Here is a 16,977-nt window from a genome sequence, read left to right as displayed (position 1 = left end):
ATGGTTGTCAGGTTGTTAAATTCAGAAAAGATGTTATAGAAACAAAATGTAACATCTCTCTGACCAGGACAACGGAAAACCAAGTATGAATAAATCAGGGAAGTACCTCGTCTGGACAGTGCTCTCCGTTATGGGAGCATTTGCCCTCGGCTATATCGCATTAAATCGTGGCGAACAGATCAACGCGTTGTGGATAGTCGTGGCGTCGGTCTGTGTCTACCTTATCGCTTACCGTTTCTACGGCCTGTACATCGCGAAAAATGTACTGGCGCTGGACCCGACGCGTATGACGCCAGCTGTGCGTCATAACGATGGTCTGGACTATGTTCCTACCGATAAAAAAGTGCTGTTTGGCCACCATTTCGCGGCGATTGCTGGAGCGGGTCCATTAGTTGGACCGGTGCTGGCGGCGCAAATGGGCTATCTGCCGGGTATGATCTGGCTGCTTGCCGGGGTGGTACTGGCGGGGGCGGTGCAGGACTTTATGGTGCTGTTTGTTTCTACCCGTCGCGATGGTCGTTCCCTTGGCGAACTGGTGAAAGAAGAGATGGGCCCAACGGCGGGCGTCATTGCGCTGGTAGCCTGTTTTATGATCATGGTGATTATCCTCGCGGTACTGGCGATGATCGTCGTGAAAGCGCTGACCCACAGCCCGTGGGGAACCTACACCGTCGCCTTTACTATCCCGCTGGCGATCTTTATGGGGATTTACCTGCGTTATCTGCGCCCGGGCCGCATTGGTGAAGTGTCGGTTATCGGTCTGGTATTCCTGGTGTTTGCTATTATTTCCGGCGGCTGGGTGGCTGAAAGCCCGACCTGGGCACCGTACTTTGACTTTACCGGCGTACAGTTGACCTGGATGCTGGTGGGATACGGCTTTGTCGCCGCTGTGTTGCCGGTGTGGCTGCTGCTGGCACCGCGTGATTATCTCTCTACCTTCCTGAAAATCGGTACCATTGTTGGTCTGGCGGTAGGGATTCTGATCATGCGTCCGACGCTGACCATGCCTGCGCTGACCAAGTTTGTTGACGGTACAGGCCCGGTCTGGAGCGGTAACCTGTTCCCGTTCTTGTTTATTACCATCGCCTGCGGTGCGGTCTCTGGTTTCCACGCGCTGATTGCCTCCGGCACCACGCCGAAGATGCTGGCGAATGAAGGTCAGGCCTGTTTTATTGGCTACGGCGGGATGCTGATGGAATCCTTTGTCGCCATTATGGCGCTGGTGGCGGCCTGCGTTATCGACCCGGGCGTCTATTTTGCGATGAACAGCCCGATGGCTGTACTGGCACCTGCCGGAACCACCGATGTGGTTGCGTCAGCGGCACAGGTTGTGAGCAGTTGGGGCTTTGTTATCACGCCTGATACGCTGCATCAGATTGCGAACGATGTCGGCGAACAATCCATTATCTCCCGCGCAGGCGGTGCGCCGACGCTGGCGGTGGGCATGGCGTATATTCTGCATGGTGCGCTGGGCGGCATGATGGATGTGGCGTTCTGGTATCACTTCGCCATTCTGTTTGAAGCCCTGTTTATTCTGACGGCGGTAGACGCCGGTACGCGCGCCGCACGCTTTATGCTGCAGGATCTGCTGGGCGTGGTGTCACCGGGTCTGAAACGTACTGATTCCCTGCCTGCGAACCTGCTGGCAACGGCGCTGTGCGTGCTGGCCTGGGGTTACTTCTTGCACCAGGGCGTGGTGGATCCATTGGGTGGTATTAATACCCTGTGGCCACTGTTTGGTATCGCCAACCAGATGCTGGCCGGTATGGCGTTGATGCTTTGCGCGGTGGTGCTGTTCAAGATGAAACGTCAGCGCTACGCGTGGGTGGCGCTGGTGCCAACGGCCTGGCTGCTGATTTGTACCCTGACCGCCGGCTGGCAGAAAGCGTTTAGCCCGGATGCGAAAATTGGCTTCCTCGCCATCGCTAACAAGTTCCAGGCGATGATCGACAGCGGTAATATTCCGGCGCAGTACACTCAGTCGCAGCTGACGCAGTTGGTGTTTAACAACCGCCTGGATGCGGGTCTCACTATCTTCTTCATGGTAGTCGTTGTGGTGCTGGGTCTGTTCTCCATCAAAACTGCACTGGCAGCACTGAAAGAGGACAAACCTACGTCGAAAGAAACGCCATACGAACCGATGCCTGAGAATGTCGAAGAGATCGTGGCGCAGGCGAAAGGCGCGCACTAATATTCTCTTAACCAACGAGCCCTCTCCTGAATGGGGAGGGCGTTTGTTCGACAGGGAACCACTATGTTTGAAACGCTCTCTAAAGCCGGGAAGTATTTAGGTCAAACCGCCCGATTAATGATAGGTGTGCCGGATTACGACAACTATGTTGAGCATATGCGCGTCACGCATCCGGACCTGACACCAATGACCTACGAAGAATTTTTCCGCGAACGCCAGGATGCGCGCTACGGGGGGAAAGGCGGCGCGCGCTGCTGTTAATGCTCTTCATCATTCAAGCTGCAGGCGTGTTCACCCTGGTCACTTATCTTTGTAAGCTCCAGGGGTTTCGCTGCGTTGCCGCCATCAGGCATCCCACACCATAATCACACCGTAAACGATTCTACTTTTTCGAACGCTGCGCGCAGCGTCTGTGGCGCTAACGTTACCGGCAGCGCATGAATGGACTCCACCGGGCGCAGGGTGTGCGCAATCACGTTGTCGATTTCGGCGCGGTTGTTGATGTCCACGTCCAGTTGAGCCAACCGGGTTGGCAGGTTGAAGCGCTGATAGGCGGTAATTAACTGCGCCAGCACATCATCTTGTCCCAGCAGCGCGCTCTGCACCAGTATGCCGTACGCCACTTTGGTGCCATGCAAAAACTTCTCGGTCTGCGGGAGCACGGTCAGGCCATTATGTACCGAATGCGCTGCCGCCACGCGGGTGTAGCGCTCACCCAGACCGCCGACCATGCCGCCTCCGGCAATAATTGCATCCACCACATCGCAAAATGTGCGGCTTAACGTGCCTTGTTGCTTATCGACCAGCGCCTGTTCGCTGCTTTCCAACAGGACGTCGCGGATCGTCTGCGCAGCATGGATACCCAGACGCACGGTCAGAGGCAGGTTTTCCGGCTCAGGCGCGAGCACAACGGCCTCGTACCATTTCGCCAGCGTGTCGCCGATCCCCGCCAGTAAGTATTCTTCAGGCGCATTGAGAACGATCTCTGGCTCGACCAGCACGAGGAAATTGGCGTCAGCGAAAATTTCGAAATGCAGCGCCTGGCCTGCATCGTTGTACCAGACGGAGAGCGGTGTCCATGCGGCGCAGGTCGCTGCGATAGTAGGAATACCGACAAAAGGCAGACCCAGACGACGAGCCAGCGCTTTGGCCGTGTCGAGCAATGTCCCGCCGCCCACACCAATCACCACGCTGCGATTCTCTCCTGACTCTTTTGCCAGTTGAGTAACATCGGTTTCGCTGCAGTGTCCCGTAAACAGCAGGTGCCTGGCATTGGCAAGATGAAATGCCTCAGGCAGATAAGGGCGGGCCGCGTCGATGGCGCGTTCACCGTAAACCCAGACGGCGCGTGAGAGTTGCTCTGCGGTGAAAAAATCGTTGAGTCTTGACAGGCTGCCGGGATGGGAAAAATAGTTGGCCGGGCCGGTGACGACGCGAATCTCGGTATTACTCATGTTGTGTTGTCCTTTTGGCTGTCCTGTCAATGCAGGTTATTTTTATATAGACGTCTGAACGTCTTGATTGCCAAATACTAGCATCGTGCTATAGTGGCTTCAACCACAACATCACCCGCTGGGATAACAATAATGAGTAATAACCCGCTGATTCCGCAAAGCAAACTGCCTAATCTTGGCACCACTATCTTCACGCAAATGAGCGCGCTGGCGCAGCAGCATCAGGCCATTAACCTCTCGCAGGGATTTCCTGATTTTGACGGCCCACTTTTTTTGCAGGAACGTCTGGCGTATCACGTCGCGCATGGCGCAAACCAGTATGCGCCGATGACGGGCGTACAGCCGCTGCGCGAAGCCATTGCGGATAAAACCGCGCAGTTGTACGGCTATAAACCCGATGCGAATAGTGAAGTGACCGTGACGGCGGGGGCCACAGAAGCGCTGTTCGCCGCAATTACGGCGCTGGTGCGTCCTGGCGATGAGGTGATTTGTTTTGACCCGAGCTACGACAGCTATGCGCCCGCGGTCGAATTATCCGGCGGCGTAGTTAAACGTATCGCGCTGCAACCGCCGTCTTTTCGTGTCGACTGGCAGGAATTTAGCGCTGTACTCAGCGAACGTACCCGACTGGTGATCCTTAACACGCCGCACAACCCTTCCGCCACCGTATGGCATCACGCCGATTTTGATGCCCTGTGGCAGGCAATTAAAGAACGCGAGATCTTTGTCATCAGCGACGAAGTTTATGAGCACATTTGCTTCGCCGGACAAGGACATGCCAGCGTGCTGGCGCATTCACAGCTGCGCGAACGCGCCGTTGCCGTTTCATCGTTTGGGAAGACCTACCATATGACCGGCTGGAAAGTCGGCTACTGCGTTGCGCCTGCCGCCATTAGCGCTGAATTACGCAAGGTACACCAGTATCTGACGTTCTCAGTTAATACGCCGGCTCAGTTGGCGCTGGCGGATATGCTGCGGGAGGATCCAACACACTATCGTGAGTTGCCAGCCTTTTATCAGAAAAAACGCGATGTGTTGGTGAACGCGCTGCGTGACAGCCGGCTGGAAATTTTGCCGTGTGAAGGCACCTATTTTCTGCTGGTCGATTACAGTGCCGTCTCCACGCTTAACGACGTTGAGTTTTGCCAGTGGCTGACCAAAGAAGTGGGCGTTGCCGCGATCCCGTTGTCGGTTTTCTGCGCCGATCCTTTCCCGCATAAGCTGATTCGCCTATGTTTTGCCAAGCAAGAATCGACGCTGCTGGCGGCAGCCGAACGTCTGGTTGCGCTGTAGTTATTTTACTGTCCAGGCTTTGGAGAAGCGACGGTCGGCAAATAACTCTTGCAGACCGTTAATTTGTTTCAGACGTAAAACCTCATCGTCGTCCATACCTAACTCTTTACTGATTTTCTCTGCGCTCCATCCCAGTAGCGATAATTCACGAACGATTTCCGACATGGCATGAATTTTATGCCGCCCGCGGGCACGGTTATGACGAATTGTCGCTGCCATGCGTTCATGGCGCTCACGCTGTAAACAGGTGACCGGCAGGTAGCCATGCAGGCGTGATTTCAGCGACGGTTTGCTTTTACCTAGCTCATGACGGTGGAAACCATCGACAATTTCGTATTCTTCCGCCGTGGAGTGAACTACCACGATGGGCTGCGTGAATCCGTCTGCTTCGAGGGATTTCTGCAGCAGCTTTTTCTCCGGAGGCGCAACGTTATTAGGGTTATAGTCATTGGGTGAGATATGCTCGTTTTTAATCCATAGTACACAGTCTACTGGCTCTTCGCGAAAAGGGCTGACGCTGTGGATAGCCATTCTGAATTGGTTGATTGCTTCAATTCGTTCTTCTTCTGACAGCCCAGAAAGAAAACCAGTGAGTTCTTGAGTTAGTCGGTGTTGCATAAGATTCCCCATTGCTGGCGTTTTATTTTCATGCGTTCATTATAACGTTGGTAGTTTTTGGGTTTTGTGGGGCTGAATGACAGCGCCCGGCACCAGTAGTCGTTATTCAGCAGGACTTTACAGATACGCCGCCACGACGGAATATCCGCTGAGCCAATATCTTTTTCCTGAGTTTGCGGGATATTGTCCATGCCCTTTTTCTTATACCACTGCAAATAGATGGCGATTTTATTACGATAATGCTCAGCGGTCTTTTCCGGCATGCTATTGAGTAGCAGCATGGCGTATTCCTGCCAGTTTAAATGTTCGGGTTTTAATATTTTGCGGTGCCCGTAAAAATGGTTGTCCTGACCGGCATAAATTCCGCCACTTTTTACACCGCTGACACGGGCGCACATGGCTGCCCAGCGCTCGGGTTCAATGACGTGATATAGCCATAATCCCTGACGCTGTTCCGGGCCAAAGGGTTCACAAATACGCATGTAACGTGTTGGGACACCGGCCTGATACATGAGATTGTATAAGGGATTGCACGACATTCTGGTTTTGGCGAACCAGGTCCAGATATCGGCAGTTTTCCAGTCATAAATCGGGTAAATATACCAGGTATGCCCGCCGGGGGCGCTGGTGGTCCAGGGTTTATCATCGGCAAAGCGCTGCTTTTGCGAATTGGCAATGGCGACAAAACGGTTATATGACTCATCGGCGCGGATCCCGACCATCATGCCGGCTGGACGTTTCTCTGAATACCAGTCAGCGAACTCGCGAACAAATTGTTCAAAGGTCATGCCGGGTTGATAGAAGGAGAAATACTCTGGATCGGTTATGGCATCCGTGGGAGGCTGGCGAACCCACGGAGTACCTGGTTCCCAACACTGCCATTCTGGCTGGAATTGAGAGAGGGAATTCTGGGTGGTGAGCGGTAAAGCCACCCAATAAAAGCGCTCGATGACATCGGAATAACGTGCACGAAGCGCCTCAATATAATCAATAGTGCAGGAAAACTGGGCTTCCCAGTCGATAAATAGTACATCAATTTTTTTATGCAGTTGGCGTGCAAGCATAGCTGTCAGATGTAACATCAGTCCTGAATCTTTCCCGCCGGAGAAAGAGACACAAACCCGAGGCAGAGTTTCCAGCGCCCAGGTTATGCGCTCCAGAGCGGCGTCCAGCACGTTTTGACCAAGCGGGATTTTATAAATAGACATATTAAGCTCATATCAGAATTATTATTCAAAACAATAACAAATGCTGACAATAAGATATGCTAATTTTTTTCAGGTGCAACGTTTTAATACATTCATGGTTGTTTTGAATTACCTTCATTCATAAAAATATAAAATGAATAGGTAAAGCTCTATTTGTTAATCCTTTGGTCATTTTTATCATTTATTTTATTAATTAAATTAACGAAGCCAGTATTGTTGAGTGATGCTCTGTTATACATCAAAAATAAATTTATTTTGGGTAAGGGGATATCGATACGGATCTCTTTTAAATTAAATGAGCCGGTATATTGCTCGTAAACATCTCTTGGTAACAGACCTATGATATCTGTGTTTGAAATAATATTAATGATCGTTATTAATGAGTCGCTGCGGAAACCAATATCTCGATTAGCCAGCAAGGCGCTGGTTTTTTGCCAGTATTCTTTAACGCCAGGATCTTCAGAAATAAGTTGCGTGAACTGTTCTTTTAATATTGTTTCAAGCGTGCTTTCTCCATTAATTCTTGGATGGTTTTTGTTGCAAACTAATATTGTTTCAGCAGTTTTAAATGGTGAGCATATTATCGAGCGATTACTCACTGGGGCGGTAGCAATGACTAAATCTGCTTTTCTGTAAGCCAACAGATTTTCCGTACTTTCAGCAGTGATGAGTATGTTATGGTGCTCAATTTCGACATGCGAGTCTTCTCTGAGAAAATGAATAACTTCCTCGATGTTGATAATGGTTGGCAGTTGTGGACAGTAAATAATGAATTTTTTCTTCAGACTGGAGTTATTCATGATATTTATTGTCTGCTCCAGACTGTTGAGGTTTTTCTCAAGATGATGATGAAGGTTAATCCCCATAATCGTTGGCGTTAGGCCTTTTCCGGAGCGGATAAACAGCGGGTCATTAAATTGTGTGCGTAGCCGTTGCAGTGACTGGCTAACGGCAGAGGGGGTAATATACAAAGTTTCAGCAGCTTTAGTGATACTCAAATGTTGATAAATACACTCAAAGATAACTAACAGATTGAGATCGAACTTTTTGAGGTCATAGAGGTTAGCCATGCATACCTTCCTGTGATGGTCATGTTTTGAAAGATTTAATTTTGAAATATTTTAAGTTGTGATTATTCTTGTGATTTATGTTTGTGTGCTTAATGAATTATTAATCTAAACTAAAATAGCACATATTGCATAATTTTGAGCGAAAAAGTTAATTTAAATGAGTGATTGACATGAAAATGATAACAACCACTCATTTTGTTACTTTTATTTATTACCCATGATAATGTTTAATTTCTCCTTATCCGGTAAGCCGACTTCCTGTTGTAACGTATCGTCTTTACTCATGTAATAGATAGCCGGCGTGACGTTGGCGCCTAAATCATCCATCAACTTTTGATTGATATTCAATACCTTCATCTGCTCCGGTGAGACGGAGGTCGGGATTTGTAGCTTCATTTTCCCACCGGATGCCTCATAGTCATGCCAGGTCTTGGCCGGATCTTTTGCGGCCAGAATCGCAGCGGCGGTAGCCGGGCTTTCGGGTTTAATTACGCCAACCAGTATTGTGCGCAACTGAACTTTACCTGAGTCTACCCACGGGCGAGCCTTCTGCCAGAACTGTTTGCAATAGGGACAGAAGGGATCGGCAAACACATAGACAATGACTGGAGCCTCTTTTTTCCCGTCCAGAATCCAGGATGTTTTTTCCATTCGCTGCCACATTTCGCGCCCGGCAGGGGCGTAGATCTCTTTTTCTATCAGCGTATTACTGAGGTTTTCACCTTTTTCGTTATACATATAACCGGAAATGGCGTGTTTGCCGTCAGGCGTAACATAGATAGTAACGCCCATATCCTGGTATTTTCCCAGGTAGCCCTTCATTCCACCCGGCGCGTCGAAGGGTTTGAGAATAGTAATGCCCTGTTTCTCAATAGCTTTAACGGGGGCAGGAAGTTCTTCGGCGTGCACCACGGCAGGAAGCAGGGTTAAGAGTAAGGTACGTTTAAACATTGATTTTCCTTATAAAATCAGAAGGAAAGGGGGCTAAGTTGCAAAACCTATCGCAGCCATAGGTAAGATCGACCGTCTGTCGATTGCCCTTTCTTGAGTGGGGTGATGTAATCCCAATCGCTGTTACGACCTTTGTTAAGGTAATGTAGAGCGCAACACATAGCCAGCCCTGCTGGCACTGACGTTACCTGCGGGTAGCTCGGGTAATGAGGCTCCCTGCAAAGGGGGCCTTTTTTACTTTTATCTTTAGGTTCACAACATGAGTTTGAGTGGGTTGTTAGTTAACGCTTATTGATTTGATAAAGGAAACGCATTAGCCCTGCGAAGAGATTTTCGTTAACTTATCTCTCAACGAAAACACGGAGGAAGTACAGATGTCTTTGATTAATACCAAAATTAAACCTTTCAAAAACCAGGCGTTCAAAAACGGTGAGTTCATCGAAGTAACCGAGAAAGATACCGAAGGTCGCTGGAGCGTCTTCTTCTTCTACCCGGCTGACTTTACTTTCGTTTGCCCGACCGAGCTGGGTGATGTGGCTGACCACTACGAAGAACTGCAGAAACTGGGCGTAGATGTCTATTCCGTATCTACTGACACCCACTTCACCCACAAAGCATGGCACAGCAGCTCTGACACCATCGCGAAAATCAAATACGCGATGATCGGCGACCCGACTGGCGCCCTGACCCGTAACTTCGACAACATGCGTGAAGATGAAGGTCTGGCTGACCGCGCAACCTTCGTTGTAGACCCGCAGGGTATCATCCAGGCAATCGAAGTTACCGCTGAAGGTATCGGCCGTGATGCGTCTGACCTGCTGCGTAAAATTAAAGCCGCACAGTACGTTGCCTCTCACCCAGGTGAAGTTTGCCCGGCGAAATGGAAAGAAGGCGAAGCGACCCTGGCTCCATCCTTAGATCTGGTCGGTAAGATTTAAGTCGCATAATTTGTAGGCCGGATAAACGCAGTGCATCCGGCCATTCCACAGGCGCAGTTTGCGCCTGTTTCATTCCAGCACCATGACGCAAGTTGCATTAATGCAGTCCCGCAAAGTCGGCTTGCATGATGATGTTTTCAGAGAGGGAAGAAGAATGCTCGACACAAATATGAAAACCCAGCTCAAGGCTTATCTTGAGAAACTGACCAAACCTGTTGAGCTGATTGCTACGCTGGATGACAGCGCTAAATCGGCAGAAATCAAGGAACTGCTGACTGAAATTGCTGAACTGTCAGAAAAAGTCACCTTTAAAGAAGACAATACTCTGGCGGTACGCAAGCCATCGTTCCTGATCACCAATCCAGGTTCTCACCAGGGGCCGCGCTTTGCCGGTTCTCCGCTGGGCCATGAGTTTACCTCCCTGGTGCTGGCGCTGCTGTGGACCGGTGGTCATCCGTCAAAAGAGGCGCAGGCGTTGCTGGAGCAGATCCGCGATCTCGACGGTGATTTTGAGTTTGAAACCTATTATTCGCTTTCCTGTCATAACTGTCCGGACGTGGTACAGGCGCTGAACCTGATGTCGGTATTGAATCCACGCATCAAGCATACGGCGATTGACGGCGGTACATTCCAGAATGAAATTACCGATCGCAACGTGATGGGCGTTCCGGCGGTGTATATGAACGGCAAAGAGTTCGGTCAGGGGCGTATGACGCTGACTGAGATCGTGGCGAAAGTAGATAGCGGCGCAGAAAAACGTGCGGCACAAGAGCTGAACAAACGTGATGCTTATGACGTGCTGATTGTCGGTTCCGGTCCTGCGGGGGCGGCAGCGGCAGTGTACTCTGCACGTAAAGGTATTCGCACCGGTCTGATGGGCGAACGTTTTGGCGGTCAGGTTCTTGATACTGTTGATATTGAAAACTACATCTCGGTACCGAAAACCGAAGGCCAGAAACTGGCGGGCGCGCTGAAAGCACACGTTGATGACTATGATGTTGATGTGATCGACAGCCAGAGCGCAAGTAAACTGGTTCCGGCAGCGCAGGAAGGCGGTTTGCATCAGATTGAAACGGCATCCGGCGCGGTGCTGAAAGCACGCAGCATTATCATTGCCACCGGTGCGAAATGGCGCAACATGAACGTTCCGGGCGAAGATCAGTATCGCACCAAAGGCGTAACCTATTGCCCGCACTGCGATGGCCCGCTGTTCAAAGGCAAGCGCGTTGCGGTGATTGGTGGCGGCAACTCCGGTGTTGAAGCTGCTATTGACCTGGCAGGCATTGTTGAACATGTGACGCTGCTGGAGTTCGCACCTGAAATGAAAGCTGATCAGGTGCTGCAGAATAAGCTTCGCAGTCTGAAAAACGTCGATATTATTCTGAATGCGCAAACGACAGAAGTGAAAGGCGATGGCAGCAAAGTCACCGGCTTGGAGTATCGCGACCGCGTGAGTGGCGACGTTCACAGTGTGGAACTGGCGGGTATCTTTGTACAGATAGGTCTGCTGCCAAACACCAACTGGCTGGAAGGTGCCGTCGAGCGTAATCGCATGGGTGAAATCATCATCGATGCCAAGTGCGAAACCAGCGTGAAGGGGGTTTTCGCCGCTGGTGACTGCACCACCGTACCATATAAGCAGATCATCATCGCGACCGGTGAAGGCGCGAAGGCCTCATTGAGTTCGTTTGATTATCTGATTCGCACGACAGTAGCATAAAAAAGTAAGACTCACCTGCAATGCCAAAACCGTCAGCCATCCGCTGGCGGTTTTTTATTTCCACGCTTTCAGATTGTCAATTCTTGAAATAATAAACCGTGTAACACATTCATTTAATGAGTCTGACCATTAGTTTCATCAAAGAAAGATGAGGCGTTTTCTTTATTATATCAACCTGCATTACGTTTTCATTGTCACCCCTGTCAGGCGTTAACCTGGCAGGGGTTTTCTTTAGCAAATTAGAGACTATTAACGTACAACCAGCACTGGCAGAGTAGCGTGGCGAACAACGCTGGAAGCGTTTGAGCCGAGCAGATGAGTGCTGATTGATGGGTTGCGCGATCCAATGACGACCACATCCGCATTCAACTCTTCACCCAACTCGTTGACGACGTCACGTACGCTGCCAAAGCGGACGTGTTGTTTAATACGGGAAGGATCGATGCTGAAGTGACCGACCATCGTTTGCAGACGAGTTTCCGCTTCGTGTTGTAGATGCTCTTCAAAACGACGGACATCGGCTGCAAAGCGGTGCAGGCTTAAGCTTGCTGAGCCTGGCAGCACATGCAGCAGATGGATAACCCCGTTTTCCTGTGCCAGAAATTCTGCATGGCGTATAGCCTTGTCGCTCAGTTCCATTTCGAATACATCAACAGGCATTATGATTGTGTTGTACATAAACATTCTCCTTGTCATTACATGAACACATATCAGCATAGTATTAAAAATGATTCTGTCAGTCACGACACAGATTTATGTTTTGCGAACAGGAGATAAGGTGAGGGTCAGGAGTTGGGGCTAACCGGAAAGAGGATGCGGATGCATCCCCTGTAAGATAAAGCGAGTGGCTTTGATAAGACAGAGTTAGCGCAGGTAGTCGCCTGCAGCTTCAGGTTGGTACTCAAGCTCAATGACTTCGAGGTGTGTTGAGGTCCCGCCTGGTAGCTCCCAGTGAATGGTGTCGCCAACGCGCAGGCCCAGAAGTGCCGCGCCAACAGGTGCCATTACCGAAAGCTGTGTGCTGCTGTCAGTCATATTGGCCGGATACACCAGGGTACGCACACGGACTTCGCCATCACTCAGATTGCGGAATTTCACGCGGCTGTTCATGGTCACGACATCGTGCGGCATGGTTTCTGGTGAACACATTTGGGCACGATCCAGCTCGGCGTTCAGGGCGTCGGCAATCGGTAAACCAGCAAACGCAGGTTGCTCCAACAGGCGGTCAATGCGTTCCGCATCGAGGTCGTTAATGATGATAGTTGGTCTGGACATTTGTTACTCCATGTCGTCGATACTGCGGGTGCGCAGGTAAATAATCCCAAAAGAAAACCCTCACCGTCAGGCGGCAAGGGTTTAGCTTTTATGATGATACTGAGACTTACCCCTGGTTTGAAGTGATTTAGTTCACATTCAGGCAAATCATCAATATTGTTGCGTATGGTGTGATTTTAGCCGAAAAACGCGATCGTTCTCCAATTTGCATTATGCTTTTTAAGCGCTCGCTGCGGGCGCGTCAAACAACTCAGTGTTCCGCGACAGGAGATCTCATGAGCCAGTACGACAAACTTACCTTGAAAGACGGCAGCTATTTGCATTTTAAAGATTGGGGAAGTGGGCAGCCTATCGTCTTTAGCCATGGCTGGCCGCTAACGGCAGATGCGTTTGAGGATCAGATGCTGTTCCTCGGGTCGAAAGGATTTCGGGTGATCGCCCATGACAGGCGTGGGCATGGGAGATCAGCCCAACCCTGGGATGGTCACAATATGGATCAGTATGCTGACGATCTGGCTGAACTTACCGCGCATCTCAATCTTAAAGATGCCGTACATGTCGGACACTCTACCGGGGGCGGGGAAGTGGCGAGGTACATTGGACGCCATGGAACGCAGCGGGTAGCCAAAGCGGTGTTAATCGGCGCGGTGACGCCCATAATGATCAAGACCGACTTTAACCCAAATGGTGTGCCGAAAGAGGTGTTTGATGGCATCCGTGAGGGAGTGATAAACGATCGCGCTGCCTTCTTCTATGAACTGACCGCTGCATTCTATGGCTACAACCGCCCGGGCGTAAATGCGTCGAAAGCCGTTCGTGAAAGCTTTGTTGAACAGGGCTTACAAGGTTCCATCAAAGCGTTGTACGACTGTATTCACGCGTTTTCAGAAACTGACCTGCGTGAGGATCTCAAAAAGATGACTATCCCGACGCTGGTGATCCATGGTGATGACGATCAGATTGTCCCGTTTGAAACCTGCGGAAAGGTTGCGGCGGAAATACTGCCGGACGCGCAGTTGAAGGTGTATGTTGGCGGTTCGCATGGCATTTGCACTACCCATAAACAACAGATCAACGGCGATCTGCTCAACTTTATTCAATCGTAATCTTTAGCGGATTGTTCTACGCTGATCTTCTTTTTCCAGGGAGATGAGCGAAGCATAATTTGTGCTGCGCTGATGTTAACTTCAACAGAGAACGCTATGTATTTCTATCAACCATCACAAGGACACGGCTTACCGCATGACCCGCTGAATGCCATCATTGGACCGCGCCCTATTGGCTGGATTGCCTCCCGCGACAGCGACGGTCGGCATAACCTTGCACCGTACAGTTTCTTTAACTGCTTTAATTATCATCCGCCGATTATCGGTTTCGCCAGTAGCGGCTGGAAAGATAGCGTGCAGAATATTATCGACACCGGTGAGTTTGTCTGGAATCTGACGACTCTTGAGCTGGCCAGCGCGATGAACGAAACGTCAGCCAGCTTGCCTCACGGCGAGGATGAGTTTTTTGCCGCCGGGCTTAGCAAAGTAGATAGTCGGATAGTCAGCGTGCCGCGCGTGGCGCAAAGCCCGGTCAATTTTGAGTGTCGCTTATCGCAAAGTCTGCAACTGACCACCGCTGATGGTTCGCCTGTTGAAACCTGGCTGGTGCTGGGAGAAGTGGTGGGTATCCATATTGATGAAACGCTACTGGAAGGCGGCATCTACCAGACGGCGAAAGCAAAACCGGTACTGCGTGCGGGCGGGCCAACGGCGTATTATTCGATCAGTGAAACACACCGCTTTGATTTAATTCGCCCGGATGCCCGTTCAAAACGCTAACCATATGGACCGACGCCAGCTTGCCGCGCCGGTCGTTATTTTCAGTATCCCACTTTGTCGATAATAAACTTTTTACCGCAGTTACCCGGATGCGGTTGCGGTAAGAATGACTGTGCGGATAACGTCTGGTTAATGGTGTCGGCTTTCAGGGACAACTGGATTTCTGTGAGATAGGCCGGATTGCCGTGGCAGCTTAGCTTCACGGCTTTAACGTTCTCTCTGCCCCAGCTTTTAGCGACGGCCGCGTCAAATGCGCTGCGGCTGACGGTTTTGCCGTAGTTTTCCGCGAGGAATTTGCCAGCTTCGCTGTTCTTAACCTCATTATTCATCCGTACCATCGTGCCGAAGTATGCGTCGGGATCAAAACCGAAACAGGCGCCATGTTTGGCATATTCGTAACGTTCCAGACAGGATCTCCCGCCGGCACCGGGCATTACGGCACTGAGTTTTGCCGCGCTTTCCAGCGACAGGCCCGTTTCGGGAGCCGCGCATTTACGGCTGGCGCGCGCTTCAGGCAGGTTGGGAATAGGGCGAGTCGCGCAGCCAAAGCGCATCCAGCGGCGGTTGTCTACTCCACGGGCGGCGATGGATTTTGGCAGGCTGGGCCATAAACCGTGAACGGTCAGGAAATCTGCTTTGTCCGCGCTCTCTTTTTGCAGACGACATTCGTCGGGCTCTTGACGATTTCTCTCGTGTTGGCTCTGACAAAATCCGGTTTGCCAGGAGAGGGCCAGCACGTAGCTGTCAAAATCAGCGTACTGTTTTGCCTGAAGTTCTTCGGCCTGAGCTACAGAAACTGGGAGCAGAAGTGCTGCCAGCAGCGAAGAATAACGCCATCTTGATGTCATGATGATTTCGGATACTTATATCAATTCTGAATATCATCTATTTAATCATAAAAAATGCCAGTCAGGTTTAGCTGACTGGCATCATTTTCATCAGGCGGGAACCCGAATGATTAGCTCCACATTGCCAGAATCGGCCAGCCGACCAGCAAAAGCATAGAGATGTAGATAACGCCGAAGATAGCACCCAGACGCCAGTAGTCTTTGGACTTCACATAACCGCAGCCGTAGATAATAACGCCAGGGCCAGTTGCATACGGAGTCAGACAGCCCATGATACCGATGGACAGTACCAGCAGGATACACAGGTGTTCCATCGGAACGCCCGGGATGCCTTTGCCGACGGCCAGAATAACCGGCAGCATGGTGGCGGTGTGTGCGGAAAGGCTGGCAAACAGGTAGTGAGCAAAATAGAACACCAGCACCAGAACGATCACGGTCGCGTTAGGCGAGAAGCCTTCCAGGTGCGAGCTCATCGTGTTGGCGAACCAGTCGATGAAGCCTGAACGGGTTAAACCATTCGCCATAACGACCAGCGTGGCGAGGTTAACCAGGGTGTTCCATGCGCTGTTATAACGGGTGATGTCTTTCCACGGGACAACGTGCAGCGCCAGCATCAGCGAGACTGCCAGCAGACCCACAGCGGTCGCATCAATCAGTTTACCGCCAAAGACCCACAGACCCAGGCTGAGCAGAACCAGACCGATCAGGGTCAGCTCTTTACGCGTCAGTTTACCCATGGTTTTCAGTTCATCACCAGCCCACGCGGCAACTTCAGCACTGTGAGTAACTTCTGGCTTGTAAAGAACATAGGACAGCCACGGAGCAACGATCAGCAAAATAATACCAACCGGCAGGAAGCTGAGGAACCATTGCAACCAGCTGATTTGAATACCGGCAATTTTATTGACGAATTCCAGACCCAGCACGTTAGGTGCAGCACCGGTAACGAACATAGAGGAGCTCAGGCTGGTACTGATTACCATCATCCACATCAGATATCCGCCGATACGGCGCGCGGACGGATCGTTCGGGAATGATTTAAACAGCGGCGGCAGGTTTTTGATAACCGGGAATACGGTACCACCGGTACGCGCGGTGTTGGACGGTGTAAACGGCGCCAGCAGAATGTCGATGATGACAATCGCGTAGCCCAGCGTCAGGGTGCGTTTACCCATGAATTTTACCAGGAACAGCGCGATACGACGACCCAGACCGGTGACTTCATAGCCCAGCGCGAAGATAAACGCGCCAAACACCAACCACACGGTAGTGCTGGAGAAGCCTGCCAGACCCCATTTCAGCGCTTGCTTACCCGCTTTAAACGCCGGGTCGGCCAGCTCTGAAGCATCAAACAGCAGATAGTTGCTGCCGATGACACAGATCGTTACGGCGATAAAGCTTATCGCTGTTGCCGGGATTGGCTCCAGGATCATCCCAACAATCATTGCCACGAAAACGGCAAAATAGTGCCAGGCCTGCGGGGGCATTCCATCAGGGACAGGGATAAGAAACATGACGCCCATTACGACCAATGGGGCCAGTAATTTCCATATTTTATCTTTTGCTAAAGACATGTGTGTGATTC

General features: G+C 50.9%; 16 protein-coding genes. 7 read left to right on the top strand and 9 right to left on the bottom strand.

The features are described 5' to 3' along the window. Positions 1-85: 85 nt before the first annotated feature. The gene (cstA, locus tag HVZ52_RS16435; RefSeq protein ID WP_016152202.1) at positions 86-2,191 is read left to right on the top strand and encodes a pyruvate/proton symporter CstA; all 2,106 of its coding nucleotides are present in this window, start codon (positions 86-88) and stop codon (positions 2,189-2,191) included. Positions 2,192-2,254: 63 nt separating this feature from the next. Beyond that, a complete protein-coding gene (locus HVZ52_RS16430) occupies positions 2,255-2,452 on the top strand; it encodes a YbdD/YjiX family protein (RefSeq protein WP_019076244.1) in 198 nt (65 codons plus the stop codon). Positions 2,453-2,556: 104 nt separating this feature from the next. On the opposite strand, the gene HVZ52_RS16425 is transcribed toward HVZ52_RS16430, so the two are convergent. Further along, complete coding sequence (locus HVZ52_RS16425) at positions 2,557-3,645, bottom strand: oxidoreductase (protein WP_181598470.1); 1,089 nt, start codon at positions 3,643-3,645, stop codon at positions 2,557-2,559. A 132-nt stretch (positions 3,646-3,777) separates the two neighbouring features. Here HVZ52_RS16425 and HVZ52_RS16420 point away from each other — a divergent pair, with 132 nt between their 5' ends. After that, positions 3,778-4,938: a pyridoxal phosphate-dependent aminotransferase gene (locus tag HVZ52_RS16420; RefSeq protein ID WP_047415119.1), complete on the top strand. Its 1,161-nt coding sequence runs from the start codon at positions 3,778-3,780 to the stop codon at positions 4,936-4,938. On the opposite strand, the gene HVZ52_RS16415 is transcribed toward HVZ52_RS16420, so the two are convergent. The 4 genes from HVZ52_RS16415 to dsbG form a co-directional block, all read right to left on the bottom strand. Then, positions 4,939-5,556 (bottom strand): ParB/RepB/Spo0J family partition protein, encoded by a 618-nt coding sequence (locus HVZ52_RS16415; protein WP_046275109.1) that lies wholly within the window; start codon positions 5,554-5,556, stop codon positions 4,939-4,941. It lies immediately after the preceding gene. Continuing rightward, positions 5,541-6,764 (bottom strand): phosphoadenosine phosphosulfate reductase, encoded by a 1,224-nt coding sequence (locus HVZ52_RS16410; protein ID WP_181598469.1) that lies wholly within the window; start codon positions 6,762-6,764, stop codon positions 5,541-5,543. The genes HVZ52_RS16415 and HVZ52_RS16410 overlap by 16 nt, the downstream gene beginning before the upstream one ends. Positions 6,765-6,913: 149 nt before the next feature. Then, the gene (locus HVZ52_RS16405) at positions 6,914-7,834 is read right to left on the bottom strand and encodes a LysR family transcriptional regulator (RefSeq protein ID WP_181598468.1); all 921 of its coding nucleotides are present in this window, start codon (positions 7,832-7,834) and stop codon (positions 6,914-6,916) included. 204 nt (positions 7,835-8,038) lie between these two features. Next, a complete protein-coding gene (dsbG, locus tag HVZ52_RS16400) occupies positions 8,039-8,785 on the bottom strand; it encodes a thiol:disulfide interchange protein DsbG (protein WP_016152209.1) in 747 nt (248 codons plus the stop codon). Positions 8,786-9,159: 374 nt separating this feature from the next. Here dsbG and ahpC point away from each other — a divergent pair, with 374 nt between their 5' ends. Then, positions 9,160-9,723: an alkyl hydroperoxide reductase subunit C gene (ahpC, locus tag HVZ52_RS16395; protein WP_004859485.1), complete on the top strand. Its 564-nt coding sequence runs from the start codon at positions 9,160-9,162 to the stop codon at positions 9,721-9,723. Between the two features lie 154 nt (positions 9,724-9,877). Continuing rightward, complete coding sequence (gene ahpF, locus HVZ52_RS16390) at positions 9,878-11,443, top strand: alkyl hydroperoxide reductase subunit F (protein ID WP_016152210.1); 1,566 nt, start codon at positions 9,878-9,880, stop codon at positions 11,441-11,443. A gap of 249 nt (positions 11,444-11,692) precedes the next feature. Here the strand turns inward: ahpF and uspG are convergent, their stop codons facing one another. Together uspG and rnk are read right to left on the bottom strand one after the other, a co-directional pair. Further along, positions 11,693-12,121, bottom strand: a complete 429-nt coding sequence (gene uspG / locus HVZ52_RS16385) for a universal stress protein UspG (protein ID WP_016152215.1) — start codon at positions 12,119-12,121, stop codon at positions 11,693-11,695. A gap of 186 nt (positions 12,122-12,307) precedes the next feature. Then, positions 12,308-12,718, bottom strand: a complete 411-nt coding sequence (gene rnk, locus HVZ52_RS16380) for a nucleoside diphosphate kinase regulator (RefSeq protein WP_005120853.1) — start codon at positions 12,716-12,718, stop codon at positions 12,308-12,310. A gap of 275 nt (positions 12,719-12,993) precedes the next feature. Between rnk and HVZ52_RS16375 the strand changes: the two genes are divergently transcribed. Then, positions 12,994-13,824 carry an alpha/beta hydrolase gene (locus HVZ52_RS16375; RefSeq protein ID WP_016152216.1) on the top strand — a complete coding sequence of 277 codons (831 nt, stop codon included), beginning with the start codon at positions 12,994-12,996 and terminating at the stop codon, positions 13,822-13,824. A 96-nt stretch (positions 13,825-13,920) separates the two neighbouring features. Continuing rightward, positions 13,921-14,544, top strand: a complete 624-nt coding sequence (locus HVZ52_RS16370; protein WP_131380900.1) for a flavin reductase family protein — start codon at positions 13,921-13,923, stop codon at positions 14,542-14,544. 41 nt (positions 14,545-14,585) lie between these two features. On the opposite strand, the gene rna is transcribed toward HVZ52_RS16370, so the two are convergent. Together rna and citT are read right to left on the bottom strand one after the other, a co-directional pair. Then, positions 14,586-15,392: a ribonuclease I gene (rna, locus tag HVZ52_RS16365; RefSeq protein ID WP_181598467.1), complete on the bottom strand. Its 807-nt coding sequence runs from the start codon at positions 15,390-15,392 to the stop codon at positions 14,586-14,588. A 110-nt stretch (positions 15,393-15,502) separates the two neighbouring features. Beyond that, a complete protein-coding gene (gene citT / locus HVZ52_RS16360) occupies positions 15,503-16,966 on the bottom strand; it encodes a citrate/succinate antiporter CitT (protein WP_016152219.1) in 1,464 nt (487 codons plus the stop codon). Between the last annotated feature and the right edge of the window lie 11 nt (positions 16,967-16,977).

This window comes from Citrobacter sp. RHB36-C18, from assembly GCF_013814485.1.
Taxonomy (GTDB): domain Bacteria; phylum Pseudomonadota; class Gammaproteobacteria; order Enterobacterales; family Enterobacteriaceae; genus Citrobacter; species Citrobacter braakii.
This window is presented reverse-complemented; position numbering and strand designations above follow the sequence as displayed.